Here is an 18680-nt window from a genome sequence, read left to right on the forward strand (position 1 = left end):
CCCGAGGGACGGCGGAAACCCGCGGAAACACGGCGGACACGGCGGACACGCGGACACAACGGAGGCGAAGGATGGACGAGGCACGGGCGCGGGCGATACTCGCCGAGGCGGGGCTGGGGCGCGCCGCGGAGTTGCTCGCGCTGGGCGAGAACGCGGTGTTCGCCGCCGGTGACCTGGTGGTCAAGGTGGGCCGCGGTGCCGAGCTCCTCGACCGTGCTCGCCGTGAGCTGGACGTCGCGGTCTGGCTCGCCGAGGCGGACGTCCCCGCCGTGCGCGCCGCCGAGCCCGAACCCCGGCTGGTGGACGGTCACCCGGTGACGCTGTGGCAGCGGCTTCCCGACGCCGTGCGCCCGGCCGAGCCACGGGATCTGGCCGGACTCCTGCGCTGGGTGCACACGCTGCCCGACCCGCCCTTCGCCCTTCCCCGCCGCGAACTGCTGGACGGGGTGGAGCGCTGGCTGCGTCTCGCGGGTGACGCGATCGATCCGGCGGACGCCGCGTATCTGCGTGAGCGCCGCGACGGCTTCGCCGCGTCCGCCGCCGCGCTCGTCCCGCACCTGCCGCCCGGCCCGGTCCACGGCGACGCCCTTCCCCGTAACGTTCACATCGGTCCCGACGGTCCCGTCCTGGTCGACCTGGAGACCTTCTCCACCGATCTGCGCGAGCACGATCTGGTCGTCATGGCCCTCTCCCGGGACCGCTACGGCCTTGCGGCGGAGGCGTACGAGTCGTTCACCGCGGCTTACGGCTGGGACGTACGCGAGTGGGACGGCTGCGCGGTGCTGCGGGGCGCCCGGGAGACCGCGAGCTGCGCGTGGGTCGCCCAGCACGCGCCGAGCAACCCGAAGGCACGGGCCGAGTTCGAGCGTCGGGTGGCGTCGCTGCGGGACGGGGACGCGTCGGTGCGGTGGTATCCGTTCTGAGGACGAGGCCGAGCGCACGCCGGCACGGAAACGAGCCAGGGCGAAACCCCGGGTCGGACACCGCCGGTGGGTCCTGGTGCGGGGCACCAAGCGACCCCGGAGCCGCTTAGACCAGCGGCTCGTCCGCCAGTTCCCGGATCGGCCAGGACGCGTCCACCACCGCGTCCGTGTCGCCCTTGCGGCGCAGGAAGCTCTGGAAGTCCGCCGCCCATGCCGCGTACCACTCGATCTGGCGGCGGTGCAGGTCCGCCGGGCCGAGGGCCGCGACCTTGGGGTGGCGCTCGGCTATGGCGCGGGCGAGCCGGGCCGCGGCGAGGGCGTCGGCCGTGGCGTCGTGCGCGGAGTCGAGGGCGATCCCGTACTCCGTGCAGACCGCTTCGAGGTTGCGCTTGCCGCGGCGGTAGCGGTCCACGGAGCGGTCGATCGTGTACGGGTCGATGACGGGCGCGGGGTCGAGGCCGCCGAGGCGCTCCCGCAGCGACGGCAGACCGTGGCGGCGGAGCTCGGCGGAGAGCAGGGTGAGGTCGAAGGCCGCGTTGTAGGCGACGACCGGCACTCCCGTCCTCCAGTACGTGACGAGGACGTCCGCGATCGCTTCGGCGACCTGGTCGGCGGGGCTGCCCTCGGCCGCCGCGCGCTCGTTGCTGATGCCGTGCACCGCGACCGCGTCGGCGGGGATCTCCACGCCCGGGTCGGCGAGCCACTCCCTGCGGCCGAGCTGCTGTCCGTCGCGCAGTTCGACGACGGCCGCCGTGACGATGCGCGCCTCGCGCGGGTCCGTGCCGGTCGTCTCCAGGTCGAAGCCGATCAGCAGCTCCCGGTGCCAGCCCATGGTGGCCCCCCTTCTTGGTGGTGCTTTCCCCCAGTGGCCTCCACCCTCCCATGGGCCACTGACAATCCGACGACCGCATTCCGCTTGGGGTGCGTACGGCGGTGTCACGACACGGTGTCACGACACCGGTCGTGAGTCCGCCCAGGCCAGTTCGAATTCCTCGCGGTACGTCCCGAAAAGCCCGCCTTCGTCTGGACCGTCCGGCTTGAGCAGTCGCTGGCCTCCGCGCAGGACGAGCACCGGAGCCTCCATCCCGCGGGTGCCGCGCAGATACGTCTGGACGACCGCTGTGCCGTCCGAGCCGTCGCCGTCCACGAGGTACGCGGTGAAGCGCGGTGTCTCGTCGAACACCTGGATCTCGAAGGCGCCCGGGTCGCGCAGCTTGGAGCGCACCCGGCGCATGTGCAGGATGTTCATCTCGACCGCCCGGCTCAACTCGCCCCGCTTGATGCCGAGTTCACGCTCGCGCCGCTTCACCGCGCTGGACGCCGGGTTCAGGAACAGCAGCCGCACCCGGCATCCCGACTCGGCGAGCCGTACGAGCCGTCGCCCGGAGAAGTTCTGCACCAGCAGGTTCAGCCCTATCCCGATGGCGTCCAGCCGGCGGGCGCCGCCGAAGAGGTCCTCCGCCGGGAACTGCCGCAGCAGCCGTACCCGGTCGGGGTGCACGCCGACGACGTCCGCGTACCGGTCGCCGACCAGGGACTCCACGGCGTCGACGGGAAGCCTGCGCGCGGACGGTACGTCGCTGCCCGCGCCGAGGACCTCAAGGAGCCGGGCCGAGGCGCGTTCGGCCTGGGCCAGCACCGCCTCGGACAGCGCGCGGTTGCGGGAGACGACGTTCCGGGTGACCTCCAGCTCGTCCAGCGCCAGTTCCACGTCGCGCCGCTCGTCGACGTACGGCTCGAAGCACGGCCAGTGCTGCACCATCAGCTCGCGCAGCTGCGGCAGGGTGAGGAAGCTCAGCACGTTGTCGTCGGCGGGGTCCAGCAGATAGCCCTTGCGGCGGCTGACCTCGCGTACGGCGACCGCGCGCTGCACCCACTCCTGTCCGGCGGGGCCGGCGGCGGCGACCACCCAGTCGTCGCCGTGGACAGGTTCGTAGACGGGGCGCAGCACAGCGGCCACGACGGCGCGCAGCCGCTGTTCGACGAGGTTCAGCCAGATGTAGGCGCGGCCGGCCCGCTGGGCGCGGGTACGCACCTCGTTCCAGGCGTCGGCGTTCCAGTCCAGTTCCGGTCCGATGGAGCCCATCTCCATCGGACGCGCCAGGGACACCGCGCCGGGTGGGACATCTGTGGAGTTCCCCTCGTGACCCTCGTCACCAGGAGGCAACTCCAGCCCTCCCGAGCCCACCCGCGCACCGCCTTCCGCTCCCCCGAGCTCCACCCCTACTCAACGATCAAGGAAGGGTACTCCGGGAGCGGCGGGCGGTGCAGCCGGATGGACACGCAGTTTCTCAACTGCTTCAGTCCGGTTGGCCGTTCTCGCCCGCGAGCTCGGCCGGTGTGAGCGGGTTCATGGCCGTGACGTCGCGCGGGGCGATCGAGAAGCCCTGCCAGTGGACCGGCATGGGCTCCTGGTCCTCGTCGCGCGCGATGTGGTGGAAGCCGACGTTGACCCAGGTGATCGGGTGCGTGAGGGTCTCACCGCCCACCCACTTGTCGACGGACTTGCCGGACCCGGCGGGGCAGTTGCCGAGGTTGTTGCTGGCGAACTGCTCGCACTTCTTGTACTCGGTGAAGTAGATGTCGTGCTGGGTGAAGCTGCGCCCGGGGTACTTCTGGGTGGGGCCGGGGACGATCTCGTAGCTGCGGGCGTGGCCGTCCTTGTTCTTGCCGGTCGCGCTGACCACACGCCACCAGCGCATGTTCTTGGCGTCGCCGGCGAGTTCCTTGGTGACCTTGGTGCGGGTGGTCTTGTTGGTGGGCCCCTGGTTGGCGCCCGCGGGCGGGCTGACCACGGAGTCGTACTGCTCGATCCGGTTCTTGGAGGAGCCGTCCAGGGCGAAGTTGAGCCGCCAGAAGACGTTGTGGCTGTGGCTCGTCGCCTTCGACCGGGAGCCGTTGCCGATCGGCCAGCCGCGGCCGTCCCCCGCGTCGTAGTCGCCGGGCGAGAGGCTGCCGGTCGCGCCGACGTTCATGTTGATCGTGCCGTCGTCCTGGAAGCGCCACTCGGTCATGTACTCGTACCAGCCGACCTTGTTGACGCCGTACACGAGCAGGTCCTTGCCCTGCGCCTGGAAGACCTTGTTGCCGTCGGCCTGCAGGCGGTAGGCGTGGCCGCGCGAACGGGTCGTGGTGCACAGGCCCTTGACGTTCTCGGAGTCCGCGTACATGGGCTCCCGGACCTTCACGGTCTTGATGGTGCCGCCGGGGCACTCGGACGCCTTCAGGTTCACCTGGCCCTGGCCGAAGCCGTAGCCCGTCAGGTCGTCGTACTCGGCCTGTCCGTCGTCGTACGGGACGTGGATCTGGCCGAGCCTGGCGTTGGTGAGGACCTTGATCGGCTCGGTCTCACCCGGAGGCTGGTAGGAGATGTCCTCCAGGACGATCCCGGCCTCTCGGTCGTGGCGCCAGCACATGCGCCAGGTGGTGCCGGAGGCGAGCTTCTGCTCGATCCGGTAGGCCGTGCTGCAGTCCCAGGTCACGGCGGGTGCTGCCTTGGGCTGGGCGGTGGCCGGGCCCGCGGCCGTGGTGAGTCCCGCGGCCAGGGCGGTCACGGTCAGGCCCACCGCCGCCCCGCTGCGGGCACGGTTGATTCCCCGCGGCCGAAGGCCGCTGATCGGGCGCTTTGCACGCATGAAGAACTGATCCCCTTGCAGAGAGCCTGCACAGAGCAGGAAAGTCAGGAAGTCCGGAACGTCGGAGAGTGACGGGACCCGGGTCAGCCGAGCTTGGCGACCTTGCGGGTGCTCAGGTCGATGATGAAGGCGCGGGTGTCGATCCAGGGCCCGTTCTTGACCTTGCTGAAGAGCCGCAGGCACCGCTGCTCGCCGCACTTGGCGAGGGTGCCGGGCTTGGTGCCCGCGTCCGCGCGGAAGACCATGCCGCTGAGGACCAGCTGGTCGGGCGAGGTGAGTTCCTTGCCGGTGGCGTCCTTGTAGTCGGCCTTCAGGTCCGCTCCGAGCGGGTCGTCGATCAGGAGCCGGGCGGCCTCTACCGTCTCGGTACGGCTGAACGGCGGCTGCACTCCGCGCTGGGTGCCGGTCTGCTCGACCTTGCCGGTGTCCAGGTTGACGGTCCTGGTGACGAGCGTGTCGTTCTTGTAGTCGTAGAACGTGACGTCCGCGCGCCGGGGAGCGCCCGGGGCGTCCAGTTCGTCCGCGTCCGGCTCGGCGAGTTCGACGTTGATGCGTTCGGGACCGCGCTCGCCCTCGGCGTTCTCGCCGCTGCGGAGCAGCTGCGGGCTCAGGGCGATCCGCTCGACGCGCTTCGTCTCGTCGTCGGTGAGCGGGTCACGGCCCGTCCCCTTGTCCCCCTCGGCCGGAGCCGCCTCCACGACACCGGGCTGCACCTCGCCCTGCCCCTGCCCCTGCCCCGCCTGTTCCGCCTGCTGTCCGGTGCTGCCGGACTCGTCGGCGGAGACCGACCCCGGCAGCGTGATCCCCACCATCACAGCTGTCCCGGCCACCGCGATGGCCGCGCCCGCCACCACCTTGCCCAGGTGGCGGTGCACTGTCTTGCGCACGATTCCCCCTACTCCCCCGATGTCACCAGGGGCCCATGGGTCCATGGGTGTCGCTCGTTCGGCATACCGCGAATGCGCTGTATGCGCTGGTCGGCTGGTAAGAGGGACGTAAGTCATAGGCGGTTCCATCAGTTTGGGGGAGACTCGACCGGGAGTCGCCCCCAAGGGCGCGGCGCAACGGGAAGAGTCGTCTCCATGCAGGTCTGGCCTGGACAGGCGTATCCACTCGGTGCCACATACGACGGCGCCGGCACCAACTTCGCGGTCTTCTCGGAGGCCGCCGACCGAGTCGAACTGTGCCTGCTGCACGACGACGGCTCGGAGACGGCGGTGGAGCTGCGGGAGACCGACGCGTTCGTACGGCACGCGTACCTGCCCGGCGTCATGCCCGGACAGCGGTACGGCTTCCGTGTGCACGGACCGTACGCGCCGGAGCGTGGGCTGCGCTGCAACTCCGCGAAGCTGCTGCTGGACCCGTACGCGCGTGCGATCAGCGGCTCGGTGAAGTGGGGCGAGGAGGTGTACGGCTATCCCTTCGGGGCGCCCGAGGAGCGCAACGACCTCGACTCGGCACCGCACACGATGACCTCGGTCGTGGTCAACCCGTACTTCGACTGGGGCGACGACCGGCGGCCCCGCACCGAGTACCACCACACGGTGATCTACGAGGCGCATGTGAAGGGTCTGACCATGCGGCACCCGGGGCTGCCGGAGGAGCTGCGCGGCACATACGCGGCCCTGGCGCACCCGGCCGTCATCGAGCACCTGACGGAACTGGGCGTCACCGCGCTGGAGCTGATGCCGGTGCACCAGTTCGTGAACGACCACCGGCTGGTGGACCTGGGCCTGGGCAACTACTGGGGCTACAACACGATCGGCTTCTTCGCCCCGCACAACGCGTACGCGTCCTGGGGCGACCGCGGGCAGCAGGTGCTGGAGTTCAAGTCCGCGGTGCGGGCGCTGCACGAGGCCGGGATCGAGGTGATCCTGGACGTGGTCTACAACCACACGGCGGAGGGCAACCACCTGGGCCCGACGCTGTCCTTCAAGGGCCTCGACAACCCGTCGTACTACCGGCTCACGGAGGACCCGCGCTACTACATGGACACCACGGGCACGGGAAACTCCCTGCTCATGCGCTCGCCCCACGTCCTCCAGCTGATCATGGACTCGCTGCGGTACTGGGTGACGGAGATGCACGTGGACGGGTTCCGCTTCGACCTCGCGGCGACGCTGGCACGGCAGTTCCACGAGGTGGACCGGCTGTCGTCGTTCTTCGACCTCGTCCAGCAGGACCCGGTGGTCTCCCAGGTGAAGCTGATCGCCGAGCCGTGGGACGTCGGCGAGGGCGGCTACCAGGTGGGCAACTTCCCGCCGCTGTGGACCGAGTGGAACGGCAAGTACCGGGACACGGTACGGGACCTGTGGCGGGGCGAGCCGCGCACACTGGCGGAGTTCGCGAGCCGTCTCACCGGCTCCTCGGACCTCTACCAGGACGACGGCCGCCGCCCGCTGGCCTCGATCAACTTCGTGACCTGCCACGACGGCTTCACGCTGCACGACCTGGTCGCCTACAACGACAAGCACAACGACGCCAACGGCGAGGACAACCGCGACGGGGAGAGCCACAACCGCTCCTGGAACTGCGGCGCGGAGGGCGAGACGGACGATCCCGCGGTCCTGGAGCTGCGCGCCCGCCAGATGCGGAACTTCATCGCCACACTGATGCTGTCCCAGGGCGTGCCGATGCTCAGCCACGGCGACGAGTTCGCGCGCACCCAGCGCGGCAACAACAACGCGTACTGCCAGGACAGCGAGCTGTCCTGGGTCCCGTGGCCCGGCGAGGACGGCGGCGTCTTCGGTGATCTGCTGGACTTCACGCGCGCGATGGTGTGGCTGCGCAAGGACCACCCGGTGCTCCGGCGCCGCCGCTTCTTCCACGGGCGCCCGGTGGAGGGCACCCACGACGACCTCTCCGACATCGCCTGGTTCACCCCGGCGGGCGAGGAGATGACCCGGCAGGACTGGGACTCGGCCCAGGCGTCGGCGCTGACCGTCTTCCTCAACGGGAGCGCGATCTCCGAGCCCGGCACCCGCGGCGAGCGCATCGCCGACGACTCGTTCCTGCTGCTGTTCAACGCCTCCCCCAAGGCACTGGACTTCGTGATCCCGGCCGACCACGGCCGCCAGTGGCAGGTCGTCGTCGACACGTCCCGCCCGGACGGCGTACCACCACAGACGGGACCCAAGGTGCAGGGGGGCGACAGCCTGACGCTGGTGGACCGGAGCCTGACGGTGCTGCAGCGGCCGGCGTAGTCCGTATCGTCATCGTCCATGCCTACGCCCTTGGGGGGAGCGGGTGCGCAGGTTCCGGTGGCGAGCGGGTACGTAGGTTTCCATGACGTCATCCACCGTGCCCCTGGCCACCTACCGCCTCCAGCTGCAACCGGGGTTCCCCTTCGCCGCGGCGGAGGCGGCCGTGCCCTATCTGGCCTCGCTCGGTGTGTCGCATCTGCACCTGTCGCCGGTGCTGGAGGCCGTGCCCGGGTCGGCGCACGGGTACGACGTGGTGGACCACGCGCGCGTGCGGGGCGAGCTGGGCGGGGAGGCGGCGCTGCGGTCGCTGGCACGCACCGCGCGGGCGCACGGCCTCGGGCTGGTCGTGGACATCGTGCCGAACCACATGGCGATGGTGCCCCGGCACAACCGGCCGCTGTGGGAGGTGCTGAGGGAGGGCCCGGGGTCGCCGTACGCGCGGTGGTTCGACATCGACTGGGACGTGCGGGGCGGGCAGGTGCTGCTGCCGGTGCTGGGCGGTCCGCTCGGCGCGGAGATCGACCAGCTCGTGGTCGACGGGAAGGAGCTGCGCTACCACGAGCAGGTGTTCCCGCTGCGGGAGGGGACCGAGAAGCTGCCCCTGCCGCAGCTCCTGGACGCGCAGTGGTACCGGCCGGTGTGGTGGCGGCTGGCCCGTACCGAGCTCAACTACCGGCGCTTCTTCAGCATTTCGGAGCTGATCGGCGTGCGGGTGGAGGACCCGGAGGTGTTCGACGCCACGCACGCGAAGATCCTGCAGCTGCTGGACGAGGGGGTCGTCGACGGGCTGCGGGTCGACCATCCCGACGGGCTCGCCGATCCGGACGGGTATCTGCGGCGGCTGCACGAGGCGACGGGCGGGCGCTGGACGGTCGTCGAGAAGATCCTCGCGGAGGGCGAGCCACTGCCCCCGGCCTGGCCCGTCGCGGGCACCACCGGGTACGACGCGCTGCGGCACGTGGACGGGTTGTTCGCCGATCCGGGCGGTGTCGGTGAACTCCGCGGCCAGTACCGGCGGTTCGCGGCGCCGGAGGCCGACCGGGGCGGCCGCTGGGAGTCGACGGTGCGGCGGGCCGCGTACCAGGTGCTGGGCCACGAGCTGGCCGCGGAGGTCGACCGTCTCACGCGCGCGGCGCACCGGTTGTGCGACCGATCGCCCGATCCCGCCCTGCGCGACCACGCCCCCTGGGCGCTGCGCACGGCCCTCGTCGAGCTGCTGGTGCGCCTGGAGGTGTACCGGCCGTACACCTCGGGGGACGCCGCCCTGGTCGTCACCGAGGAGGCCGCGGCCGAGGCGCGCACGGTGTTCACGGTGCCGGAGGAGTCCCGGGCGGTCGACACCGTGCGGAACCTGCTGCTGGGGCGGGCCGGTGAGGGGCCCGAGGGCATGGAGCTGCGGACCCGTTTCGCGCAGACGGCGTCCGCGCTGCGCGCCAAGTCCGTGGAGGACACGGCGTTCTACCGCTATGTGCCGCTGCTGTCGGCGAACGAGGTGGGCCAGAACCCCGCAGGCCCGGCCGTCGCTCCGGAGGTCTTCCACGCCTACTGCGCGCGTGTGCAGCGCGACTGGCCCGCCACGGGCACCGTCCTGTCGACGCACGACACCAAGCGCAGCGCCGACGTGCGGGCCGCGCTGGCCGTGCTCACCGAGTGCCCCGAGCGGTGGGCCGAGGCGCTGGCCGAGGTGACGCGCGAGGGTTCCGGCATGCCCGATCCGCAGCTGGCCTGGGTTGCCTGGCAGACGGCGTTCGGGCTGGGTCCCGCCTCCGGGGAGCGCCTCCAGGGGGCGCTGCTCAAGCATGTGCGGGAGGCCGGGCTGCACACGTCGTGGACCGAGCAGGACCCCGCGTACGAGCGGGCGGTGGCCGACTTCGTGGCGCGGGGCCCGGGCGGCGACGCCCGCATGGCCGCGCTCAGGAGCAGCCTGGAGCCGCATGTGCGGGCGAACGTCCTGGGCGCCGCCCTGGTCCACCTGACGATGCCGGGCGTGCCGGACCTCTACCAGGGCACGGAGGGCGAGTACCGGGCGCTGGTGGACCCGGACAACCGGGAGCCGTTCACGCCCCCGGAGCAGACCGAGGAGCAGCCCTCGGAGCGGTCATCGGAGAAATCCCGGCTGACCACGGCCGCCCTGCGGTTGCGGGGCCGGCGGCCCGGCGCCTTCGGGGAAACGGCGACGTACGGGCCGCTGACCGCCGAGGGGCCTGGCGCGGCGCACTGTGTCGCGTTCGTGCGCTCCGGTGAGGTCGTCGCGGCCGTCACCCGGCTTTCGCTGCGGCTGGCCGAGGCGGGCGGCTGGCGGGAGACCCGGCTGGTGCTGCCTCGCGGGCGGTGGGCCGACGTCCTCGCTCCGGAGCGCGAGTTCACGGGGCACGTACGGGTGGCGGAACTCTTCGACCGGCTGCCCGTGGCGCTGCTCGAACGCGTCCGGGAGGAGCATCGCGGGCAGACAGGGACGACGCTCCCGCCCGGCGGTACAGCGTGAACCGTGGCCCACGCGCGTGGGTCACGCCGAGCCGTACGCGCGCGTGCGTCACGCCGGGGCCCTACGCGCGCGTGGGCGGACGTCCGAGGGCGGCCCGCGCACGCGGACCGTGGGGCTCCTTCGCCGCGCGGCTTCCCTCGGCGGGCTCCGAGAGCGCGAACACGGCGCCCGTGTTCGCTGCCATCAGACAGGCGTTGGAGAACGTCTTCGTGTAGGCGACCGGCCGGCCGTTCCACTGGCCGCGCGCCGACGCGGTGACCGGGGCGTGGACCATCGGGCAGTAGACGTCCTTGGGCGGGATGCGGGCGATGTCGCCGCCGGCCTCCCGGAGCTCCTCGCAGGCCCGGGCGGCGTGCCGGTGGCCCTGGGGCGGCCCGCAGAGCAGCAGCGTGCCCCGGGTCTCCCTGGACCGGGTGTCGCCCTTGGCGACCGTGACGTAGAGCCAGTTGCCGGGGGCGGTCTCCCGGGGCGTCGGCTGGGCCGGGGCCGAGCCCAGCGCGAGGAGGGCGAGGGCCAGCGGCAGGGCGGTGCGTACCGCGCGCAGAGTGTGGTGCGTCATTCCCTGTGCATCGGCACGGCGGGGTGCGAGCCCCAGCCCCGCTCACCCGAATGCGAGTCCACGCGCGCGTGCCGCCCGGCCAGCTCGAACGCGGCAACGACCACCCGCGACTGGTACTCCACCTGGCGCGTGACCGGAATCCACCGGGCTCCGAAGCCGTCCCGGTAGTCGGCGCACCATGCGTCGATGAGCCGGTCGAGGTCGGGCAGCGCGCCGGACGGGTCCTCTCCGGCGCGGGTCACGAGCTGGTGCAGCAGTCCCGCCGTCCGCAGGGCCACCCGGCGGGCCGAGAGGGCGAGGGCCGTCAGACGGGCCGTGTCGAGCGGCGGCAGCGGGCGCAGAGTGTAGGTGTCGGGGTCCCAGGAGTCGGCGACGTCGGGGACCACCAGTAGATAGTCGTCCACCGGCGCGAGGAGGCGGGCGGCGTCGGGACCTTCGCGCACCGAGGGGCGTACTCGCGCGAGGAGGGCCGCCAGGAGGGCCGTGTCGCGGCGCAGGGAGCGGCTGACGGCGCGGAGCACCGCGTCGCCGTCCGGGGGCGGCATGGCCTTCTCCACGGACGTCACGCCCCACATGGGGGCCTCGACGACCGCGGTCACCGTGCCGTACCGGTGCGGGTGGAACCACGTGGACTCGACGGCCGCCTCCGTGATGGCGGCGATCCGGCCGCCCGGCCTCGGTGGCGGGATGCGGTAGACGGCGGGGCCGAGCCTCGGCCAGTACAGGGTGTCGTAGGGGCCGAGTTCGCGCGGGACGCCGAGGCGCGCGGCGATCTGCGCGACACGCCGGGAGATGCCGGGCAGGTCACGGGTCAGCTCGACGAAGGCGCCGCCGACGTCCACGCCGTGCAGGGAGCACTGGAAGAAGGGCCGCAGCTCGTCCTGGACGTCGAGCAGGGCGCGGGTCTCCGGCAGGACGGCCCCGTCCGCGCCCTCGGGGAGCCATTCGGGTTGTTCCAGGAAGCCGGGGCGGAAGAAGTTCCGGAAGTAGTTCCCCAGCGTGTACGGGCCCGCCAGCCAGCGCTCGTTGCGGCGGGCGCCGTCCGGGTCGAGACACAGCAGCAGGTTCCAGGTGACGTCGGCGTCCTCGCACAGCCGGGGGTCGGCGAGGGCCCGCTCGGCGAGGCGCAGGACCGTGCCGCCGCCCACGGGTTCGTTGGCGTGCGGTCCGGCGACGACGAGGCTGTGCCGGCTGCCATGGCCGACGGAGAGCAGCCACAGGGGTGTGCCCGCCCGTGAGGTCCCCACACGGCGCAGCCTGGCGTCCCGTGGGTGCCGGGCGACGAGGGCCGCGGCGCGGGCGGACAGTTCGTCCACGGTCGGGTAGCGCAGGAGTGGCGGCAGGGCACACCTCCCCTGTTCGGCGCCGTCGTTTCACCTGGTGTGCATGGCGTACGCACAGTCAGTCACGCCTTCGGGGGTACGTCAACACCACGGACGGTAAGAGGAACTTCAGCAACGCGCTCGGTAAACCCCAGCCCAGAGGTGTGATCGGGAGCCGTCCGGGCCCTGCTGGATCACTGCGAGGCGAGCCGGAACGCCATCCGCCCGAAGCTCACCTGGTCGCCGTCCCGCACGACGGCCGCGCCGATGACACGTCGTCCGTTCACCGTCGTGCCGTTCGTCGAGCCGAGGTCGCGCAGCACCCACAACCCGCCCTGGTGCCTGAGTTCGGCGTGCACGCGGGAGACGGTCTCGTGGGTGAGGCGCAGCCCGTTGGCGGGGTCGCGGCCTATGCGCAGCGGGTGGCCGTTCCCCGGGTGGGGCAGCAGCAGCTTGGGGAGCTGCTCGGCCTGCCAGGCCCGGCGCAGCCGTACGGTGAAGCCGGAGACCGCCTCGACCGTGCCGAACACCAGCCGGGACCAGCGGCTGTCGGTGGGCAGGTCGGCGGTGAGCGCGGCGAGCTCGTCGGTGCGGCGGGCGACGAGGGCCAGTTCCATGCGCCGGACGAACGTGTCGTGGGAGAGACGCCCGAGGGCGACGCCGTCACGGAGCACCTTCAGCGCCCGGTCGCGCTCCGCGTCGGACAGGCGCGCGGGGTACGTGTTGAACTCGAAGGACGACGTCACGCTGGTGATTGTCGGGCAGCACGGCCGGGGTGTCCAGAAAACGCGAAACGGCCGCCACCGGCAACAGGGTTGTCCCGCGGGGCAAATGGGCCGATTGGACAGCGAAGTGATCGTGTGTGGCGCACCATGGACGGGCTACCTCACGATCAGCCGCTGAAGGGGAGCCGTCCGTGCAGTTCGAGGTGTGGGCACCGCAGGCCGACCGCGTGACGCTTCATTGCGCGGACTCCACGCGCGCGTTGACACGCGATCCGGAGCGGACGGGATGGTGGACGGGTGAGGCGGACGCGGCGGACGGGACACGGTACGGGTTCGCGCTCGACGACGGCCCCGTGCTGCCCGATCCGCGCTCGCGCCGCCAGCCGGACGGGCCGGACGGCCCGAGCGCGGTGGTCGACCACGAGCGGTACGCGTGGCGGGTGCCGTGGGCGGGGCGCGCCCTGCCGGGTGCGGTGCTGTACGAGCTGCACGTGGGCACGTACACGCGCGAGGGCACCCTGGACGCGGCGGCCGAGCGGCTCGGGCATCTGGCCGAACTGGGCGTCACGCATGTGCAGTTGATGCCGCTGTGCCCGTTCCCCGGAGTGCACGGCTGGGGGTACGAGGGCGTCTCGCTGTGGGCCGTGCACGAGCCGTACGGCGGGCCCGAGGCGCTGAAGCGTTTTGTCGACCGGGCGCACGAGCTGGGTCTGGGGGTCGTCCTGGACGTCGTGCACAACCACCTGGGCCCGTCCGGCAACCACCTGCCCGCGTTCGGCCCCTACTTCACCGACACACACCACACACCCTGGGGCGCGGCCGTGAACCTGGACGCGCCGGGCTCGGACGAGGTGCGCGCGTATCTGGCCGGCAGCGCGCTGGCGTGGCTGCGGGACTACCGGCTCGACGGGCTGCGTCTGGACGCGGTGCACGCGCTGAAGGACACGCGCGCCCGGCACTTCCTGGAGGAGCTGTCGACGGCGGTGGACACGCTCGCCGCCGAACTGCACAGGCCGCTGTTCCTGATCGCCGAGTCGGACCTGAACGACCCGCGGGTCATCACCGCCCGCGCGGAGGGCGGGCTCGGGGTGCACGCGCAGTGGAACGACGACTTCCACCACGCGCTGCACACCACGCTCACCGGTGAGGCCCAGGGGTACTACGCGGACTTCGCCCGCGCCCCCTTCGCGGCCCTGGCGAAGACGCTCACGGACGGCTTCTTCCACGACGGCACGTACTCGACGTTCCGCGGCCGCCGGCACGGCCGGCCGCTGGACCGTACGCGGCTCTCGGCGCACCGGCTGCTCGGCTACACGCAGACCCACGACCAGGTCGGCAACCGCGCCCAGGGCGACCGTCTGGCGGCCGCGCTGTTGCCGGAGTCCCCCGGGCTGCTGGCCTGCGCCGCCGCCCTGGTGCTCACCGGGCCCTTCACACCGATGCTGTTCATGGGCGAGGAGTGGGCGGCGGGCACGCCCTGGCAGTTCTTCACCGACCACACGGACCCGGAGCTCGCCGAGGCCGTACGCCAGGGCAGACGCCGTGAGTTCGCGGCGCACGGCTGGGCCGAAGGGGCCGCGCCCCGGCCGGGGTACATCGACAACATTCCCGACCCGCAGGACCCGGCGACCCGCGACCGTTCCTGTCTCGACTGGTCCGAGCCGGACAGCGAGCCCCACGCGCGCGTGCTCGCCTGGTACCGGGAGCTCATCGCGCTGCGCCACGCCCAGCCCGACCTCACGGACCCCGACCTCGCGGACACCAAGGTCGCCTACGACGAGGACGCCCGCTGGTTCGCGTTCCGCAGGGGTGACGTCCGGGTGGCCGTGAACCTCGGCGGGGAGACGGCGGCGATCCCGCTCGGCGTGCGCCACGCGCGCGTGCTGGCCGCGTGGGAGCCGGTTCAGGCGCCGGGGGCCGACGGGGTGTTGAACGTGCCGGGCGAGTCGTGTGTGGTGCTGACGCAGGATTGAGGCAGGCGCACCACTGGCGCGCGGGAGCTACAGCGCCTCGTCCGGCCCGTCCCGCAGCTCCGTGACCCGCTCCAGCAGGATCGCCTCCCATGCCCTCCGCACCTGCTCCCGCAGCGGCGGGAGGGGTCCGGCGTCGCGGCCCCGGACCGTCTCGGACAGGCGGATCACCGTGTCGCAGCGGGCCAGCCACAGGCCGCGCAGACAGGGGCGCGCGCCGTACCCGGCGAGCGTCGCGGCGCGCACCGCGGCCGGGGCCCCGACGGCGCGGGCGAGGCCGGCGATGTCCTCGGCGGGGTCGCCGACCACCGCGCCGGTCCAGTCGAGGACACCACGCACCCGGCCGTCGGCGCTCACCACGAGGTGCTCGCCGTGAAGGGCGTGATGGACGAGGACGGGGGCGGGCGCGGTGAGCTGGGCGGCGGCGCGCGGGGTGAGCTGGGTGAGCCGCGTGGGGTCGAACTCGTCGGCCTCGGCGAGGTGTTCGGCGGCCCGTACGGCGGCCCGGCGGAACGCCTCCAGGGAGCGTGGCGCGACGCGCGGGACGCCGAGCGCCTCGGCCTGCCGGACGGGAACCTCACGCAGGCCGGTGAGGAGCCCGGCCAGGTCGTCCTCGCCTACGGCGGAGACGTCGTGGTCCTCGGCGGTGCCGCCGGGCAGCCGTGTGTCGAGCGTGTAGGTCAGGCCGGCCGCCCACTCGCCATGGGCGACGCTGACCGGGACGCCGACCCCGAGGTGCGGGCGGACCAGGTCGCGCAGCCGGAGCTCGCGCCGCTGCCGTACGGCGCGGTCGCGGTCCGGGGCGAGCCGCAGCACATGGCGGGTGCCGACCCACCAGGTGAAGTGCTCGCCGCCCTCGGCGACGGGCCGTACGTCGGGTCCGCCACCGCCCGGCAACAGGGAACGGGCCAGTCGGCGGACGGTGTCCGCGGTGGGGGGCGGTGCCTGGGTCATGGGTCGCGCCGTCGTCATCCGGGGGGTCGGGGGCTCCTGGCTGCTCGTCCGGTACGGCATACCCGGCGGGAGACCGGGAAGGCCGTGGACGTCATTCGACTATCGCCATGTCGCGCGCCGTCGTGTTGAGGCGGCGTCCGCCGTCCTCGGTCACGGTGACGATGTCCTCGACGCGTACCCCGAAACGGCCGGGCAGGTAGATCCCCGGCTCGACGGAGAAGCACATGCCGGGCACCAGGGGCCGCTCCTCGCCCTCGACCATGTAGGGCGGCTCGTGCGTCGTGACGCCGATGCCGTGTCCGGTGCGGTGGATGAAGTACGCGCCGTACCCGGCCTCGGTGATCACGGCGCGGGCCGCCCGGTCGACGTCCTGGCAGGCGGCGCCCGGCCGGACCGCCCGGAAGCCCTCCTCCTGGGCCGCGCGCACGATGTCGTGCACCCGGCGCTCCTCGGCGTCCGGCTCGCCGACGTGGACGGTGCGGGAGGTGTCGGAGCCGTAGCCGTGCTTCAGGCCGCCGAAGTCGAGGACGACCATGTCGCCGCGTTCGATGACGCGGTCGCCCGCCTCGTGGTGGGGGTTGGCGCCGTTCGGGCCCGAGGCGACGATCGTGAAGTCGACCTGGGCGTGCCCGAACCGCCGCAGCAGGCCGGCGAGATCGGCGGCGACCTCGGTCTCCCGCCGTCCGGCGAAACGAACCTTCAGGATCTCCTCGTACGCCGCGTCGGCGGCCGCGCCCGCGGCCGCCAGGCGCTCAAGTTCCGCCGCGTCCTTGACGGCCCGCAGCATCGGCAGAGCCTCGGTGAGGGACACATAGGCCGTGTCCGGCAGCCGGTTCTGCAGGCCGAGCAGGTGCATGGCCCAGGTGTTGTCGCTGACGCCGAAGCGGCCGGCGCCGCCGCTGCGGCCGGCACGGCCGAGGAGGTCCGCGGCGGTCCCGTAGGGGTCCGTGCCGTCGGTCCAGTCGCGCAGGGCCAGCATCGGCGCGGCCTTCGCCGCGTCCGGCGCCTCCAGGGCCGGGACGACCAGCGCGGGGTCCTCGCCGGGCCGCAGGACCAGCAGCGTCAGCCGTTCCGTCTCCGGCGGCCGGTAGCCCGTCAGCCACACCAGGTCGGGTCCGGGCGCGATCAGGACGCCGTCGAGACCGGCGTCCCCGGCGGCCCGTGCCGCCCGTCGCATACGGGCCGTGTAGTCGTCGGCAGTGAAGGGCGCGGGCGTGCCGGTCATCGATTCCTCCGTGCGTCGGTTCCTCGGTGCGTCCTCCGTGCGTCCGGAGTCTCCCCAGGGTCCACGGGCAGCATCCTGCCCCTCCCCCGCGGCGTGCGCGAGCCGATTGCGGTGTGGCGTCAGCTCTCCAGGGCCAGCCGCGCCCCGAGGAGCAGCAGGACGCCTCCGGAGACCTGCTCCAGACGCCGGCGCACACCCCTGCGGGACAGCACGGCCTTCATACGGCCCACGAACCACACGTACATGCTGTAGTAACCCGTCTCGTAGACCGCCCAGAGCGCCGCGAGCCCGATCATGGTGGGCAGGTGCGGTGCGCCCTCGGGCACGAACTGCGGCAGGAACGACAGCGCGAAGATCGCCGCCTTGGGGTTGGCGAGGTTGAGCAGCAGCCCGCCCCGGTACGCGGCCCAGTCGCTCTTCTCGGTGCCCGCCCAGTCGGCCTCCGCCTGCCGCCCGTCGGCGCGGCGCGCCTGGCGCAGCGTCTGGATACCGAAGACGACGAGGACGGCCGCGCCGACGATACGCAGGACGTCGTACGCGAACTCCGACGCGGCGAGCAGCGCGGTCAGACCACACGCGGCGACGACACCCCAGACGAAGACCCCCGTCTCGTTGCCCAGCACCGTGAGGATTCCGGAGCGTCTGCCGCGCAGCGACTGCTTGATGATCAGCACGGTGCTGGGCCCTGTCGTCAAACTCCCGTCGTCCGCCCGGAGGGCGGGCCCTGCGGCGTCTGGTGCGTGCTCTCGGCGTGCCGGGTGGAAGCCCTCGTACTGGATGTACTAGGGCTTTCGCCCGGTGCGGCGAGTGGGGGTACCTCCCACGCCCTTAAGGCAGTGGGGGAGTGTGCCGGGCGTCGTGGGGCAGGCGGGAGTTTGACGACAGGGCCCAGGGCCGGGCGAGGCGGCGATCAGCGTGCAGGCGCCGAGGAAGGCGACAAGGGTGCTCAGCATGGGCCCATCGTGCCCCAGCCCGCCGACCGTGAGGGAGGCGGGCCTGACGGGGCCCTCCGGCGCGGGTGTCAGGTGACGACCCCGGGGACCGTGGTCAGCCGTTGCCGGGTGCCGTCCGCGTGCCGCACCGTGAGCCTGACCGGTCTGCCGGGGTCCGCGGACGCGACGGCCCGTACGAGATCGGCGGCTCGTGTGACACGGGTACCGCCGAAGGCCAGCAGGAGGTCTCCGCGGACGAGGCCCGCGGTGTGGGCGGGGCCGGGGACGTGGACGCCCACGACGAGCGCGCCCGCGCGCCCGGAGGAGTCGACGACCTCGGCACCCAGCGTGGCCCGCACCACGGTGCTCAGGGCGGTGGGAGCGGAAACACCTTGCTGCGCGACGGACTTGGGGGCGTCGGACAGCGGTGTGGAGCGGCCCGGCAGCGGCGGTGCGCCCGGCCACCGGCCGGACGCACCGGGTGCGCCCGCCTGCTGGCGCAGCTCCGCCAGCTTGCTCATTCCGATGACGGCGGCGCCGACGGTGCCGAGTCCCACCCCCGCCAGCAGCAGGACCATGGCGGCGAGCACGGCGAGAAGCGCGGTGGTGAGCCGTTTCCCGCGGCGGGGTGCGGCGTGCGGGCGCCGGGCGGGGCCGGGCGGGGCAGACGGGCCGGCACCGCCCGGCTCCTGGCCGGGCATGGGCTTCGGTCGCAACACGGTCTCTTCCATCAGTCGATCGCCTCCG

At 72.7% G+C, this 18680-nt stretch carries 15 protein-coding genes; 4 read left to right on the plus strand and 11 right to left on the minus strand.

What is annotated here, in order from left to right; genetic code table 11:
• Nucleotides 1-71 precede the first annotated feature (71 nt).
• On the plus strand, nucleotides 72-923 hold the full coding sequence (locus IE262_RS33810) for a phosphotransferase enzyme family protein (RefSeq protein WP_189879121.1): 852 nt from the start codon (nucleotides 72-74) through the stop codon (nucleotides 921-923).
• 106 nt (nucleotides 924-1029) lie between these two features.
• Here the strand turns inward: IE262_RS33810 and IE262_RS33815 are convergent, their stop codons facing one another.
• The 4 genes from IE262_RS33815 to IE262_RS33830 form a co-directional block, all read right to left on the minus strand.
• Nucleotides 1030-1755: a 3'-5' exonuclease gene (locus IE262_RS33815; RefSeq protein WP_134028605.1), complete on the minus strand. Its 726-nt coding sequence runs from the start codon at nucleotides 1753-1755 to the stop codon at nucleotides 1030-1032.
• 117 nt (nucleotides 1756-1872) lie between these two features.
• Nucleotides 1873-3111, minus strand: a complete 1239-nt coding sequence (locus IE262_RS33820) for a DUF5919 domain-containing protein (protein ID WP_134028607.1) — start codon at nucleotides 3109-3111, stop codon at nucleotides 1873-1875.
• 112 nt (nucleotides 3112-3223) lie between these two features.
• Entirely contained in the window at nucleotides 3224-4558 is a 1335-nt protein-coding gene (locus IE262_RS33825) for a copper amine oxidase (RefSeq protein WP_134028609.1), read from the minus strand.
• 83 nt (nucleotides 4559-4641) lie between these two features.
• Nucleotides 4642-5445 carry a Tat pathway signal sequence domain protein gene (locus IE262_RS33830; protein WP_189879123.1) on the minus strand — a complete coding sequence of 268 codons (804 nt, stop codon included), beginning with the start codon at nucleotides 5443-5445 and terminating at the stop codon, nucleotides 4642-4644.
• Between the two features lie 195 nt (nucleotides 5446-5640).
• On the opposite strand from IE262_RS33830, the gene glgX reads away from it, so the two are divergent.
• Both glgX and treY read left to right on the plus strand, forming a co-directional pair.
• On the plus strand, nucleotides 5641-7761 hold the full coding sequence (gene glgX, locus IE262_RS33835) for a glycogen debranching protein GlgX (protein WP_189879125.1): 2121 nt from the start codon (nucleotides 5641-5643) through the stop codon (nucleotides 7759-7761).
• Nucleotides 7762-7843: 82 nt separating this feature from the next.
• The gene (gene treY, locus IE262_RS33840) at nucleotides 7844-10246 is read left to right on the plus strand and encodes a malto-oligosyltrehalose synthase (protein WP_189879127.1); all 2403 of its coding nucleotides are present in this window, start codon (nucleotides 7844-7846) and stop codon (nucleotides 10244-10246) included.
• Between the two features lie 61 nt (nucleotides 10247-10307).
• Here the strand turns inward: treY and IE262_RS33845 are convergent, their stop codons facing one another.
• The 3 genes from IE262_RS33845 to IE262_RS33855 all read right to left on the minus strand — a co-directional run bounded on the left by IE262_RS33845 (nucleotide 10308) and on the right by IE262_RS33855 (nucleotide 12873).
• Nucleotides 10308-10805 (minus strand): SSI family serine proteinase inhibitor, encoded by a 498-nt coding sequence (locus IE262_RS33845; RefSeq protein WP_189879129.1) that lies wholly within the window; start codon nucleotides 10803-10805, stop codon nucleotides 10308-10310.
• Nucleotides 10802-12121 (minus strand): M14 family zinc carboxypeptidase, encoded by a 1320-nt coding sequence (locus tag IE262_RS33850; RefSeq protein ID WP_189879130.1) that lies wholly within the window; start codon nucleotides 12119-12121, stop codon nucleotides 10802-10804. The genes IE262_RS33845 and IE262_RS33850 overlap by 4 nt, the downstream gene beginning before the upstream one ends.
• A gap of 200 nt (nucleotides 12122-12321) precedes the next feature.
• Nucleotides 12322-12873 (minus strand): FHA domain-containing protein, encoded by a 552-nt coding sequence (locus IE262_RS33855; protein WP_134028621.1) that lies wholly within the window; start codon nucleotides 12871-12873, stop codon nucleotides 12322-12324.
• 170 nt (nucleotides 12874-13043) lie between these two features.
• Between IE262_RS33855 and treZ the strand changes: the two genes are divergently transcribed.
• Nucleotides 13044-14825, plus strand: a complete 1782-nt coding sequence (gene treZ, locus IE262_RS33860; protein WP_189879132.1) for a malto-oligosyltrehalose trehalohydrolase — start codon at nucleotides 13044-13046, stop codon at nucleotides 14823-14825.
• Nucleotides 14826-14852: 27 nt separating this feature from the next.
• On the opposite strand, the gene IE262_RS33865 is transcribed toward treZ, so the two are convergent.
• The 4 genes from IE262_RS33865 to IE262_RS33880 form a co-directional block, all read right to left on the minus strand.
• On the minus strand, nucleotides 14853-15776 hold the full coding sequence (locus IE262_RS33865) for an aminoglycoside phosphotransferase family protein (RefSeq protein ID WP_134028625.1): 924 nt from the start codon (nucleotides 15774-15776) through the stop codon (nucleotides 14853-14855).
• A gap of 91 nt (nucleotides 15777-15867) precedes the next feature.
• Nucleotides 15868-17001, minus strand: a complete 1134-nt coding sequence (locus IE262_RS33870; protein WP_189879134.1) for an aminopeptidase P family protein — start codon at nucleotides 16999-17001, stop codon at nucleotides 15868-15870.
• 119 nt (nucleotides 17002-17120) lie between these two features.
• On the minus strand, nucleotides 17121-17696 hold the full coding sequence (locus IE262_RS33875) for a LysE family translocator (RefSeq protein ID WP_134028629.1): 576 nt from the start codon (nucleotides 17694-17696) through the stop codon (nucleotides 17121-17123).
• A 326-nt stretch (nucleotides 17697-18022) separates the two neighbouring features.
• Nucleotides 18023-18664 (minus strand): PDZ domain-containing protein, encoded by a 642-nt coding sequence (locus IE262_RS33880; RefSeq protein ID WP_189879136.1) that lies wholly within the window; start codon nucleotides 18662-18664, stop codon nucleotides 18023-18025.
• Nucleotides 18665-18680 lie beyond the last annotated feature (16 nt).

It is taken from the genome of Streptomyces bluensis, assembly GCF_014650715.1.
GTDB lineage: Bacteria > Actinomycetota > Actinomycetes > Streptomycetales > Streptomycetaceae > Streptomyces > Streptomyces bluensis.

Coding starts and splice junctions, on each gene's coding strand:
- glgX (WP_189879125.1), top strand. CDS start 5,641: ATGCAGGTCTGGCCTGGACAGGCGTATCCACTCGGTGCCACATACGAC.
- IE262_RS33815 (WP_134028605.1), bottom strand. CDS start 1,755: ATGGGCTGGCACCGGGAGCTGCTGATCGGCTTCGACCTGGAGACGACC.
- IE262_RS33845 (WP_189879129.1), bottom strand. CDS start 10,805: ATGACGCACCACACTCTGCGCGCGGTACGCACCGCCCTGCCGCTGGCC.
- IE262_RS33880 (WP_189879136.1), bottom strand. CDS start 18,664: ATGGAAGAGACCGTGTTGCGACCGAAGCCCATGCCCGGCCAGGAGCCG.
- IE262_RS33825 (WP_134028609.1), bottom strand. CDS start 4,558: ATGCGTGCAAAGCGCCCGATCAGCGGCCTTCGGCCGCGGGGAATCAAC.
- treY (WP_189879127.1), top strand. CDS start 7,844: ATGACGTCATCCACCGTGCCCCTGGCCACCTACCGCCTCCAGCTGCAA.
- IE262_RS33870 (WP_189879134.1), bottom strand. CDS start 17,001: ATGACCGGCACGCCCGCGCCCTTCACTGCCGACGACTACACGGCCCGT.
- IE262_RS33810 (WP_189879121.1), top strand. CDS start 72: ATGGACGAGGCACGGGCGCGGGCGATACTCGCCGAGGCGGGGCTGGGG.
- IE262_RS33865 (WP_134028625.1), bottom strand. CDS start 15,776: ATGACCCAGGCACCGCCCCCCACCGCGGACACCGTCCGCCGACTGGCC.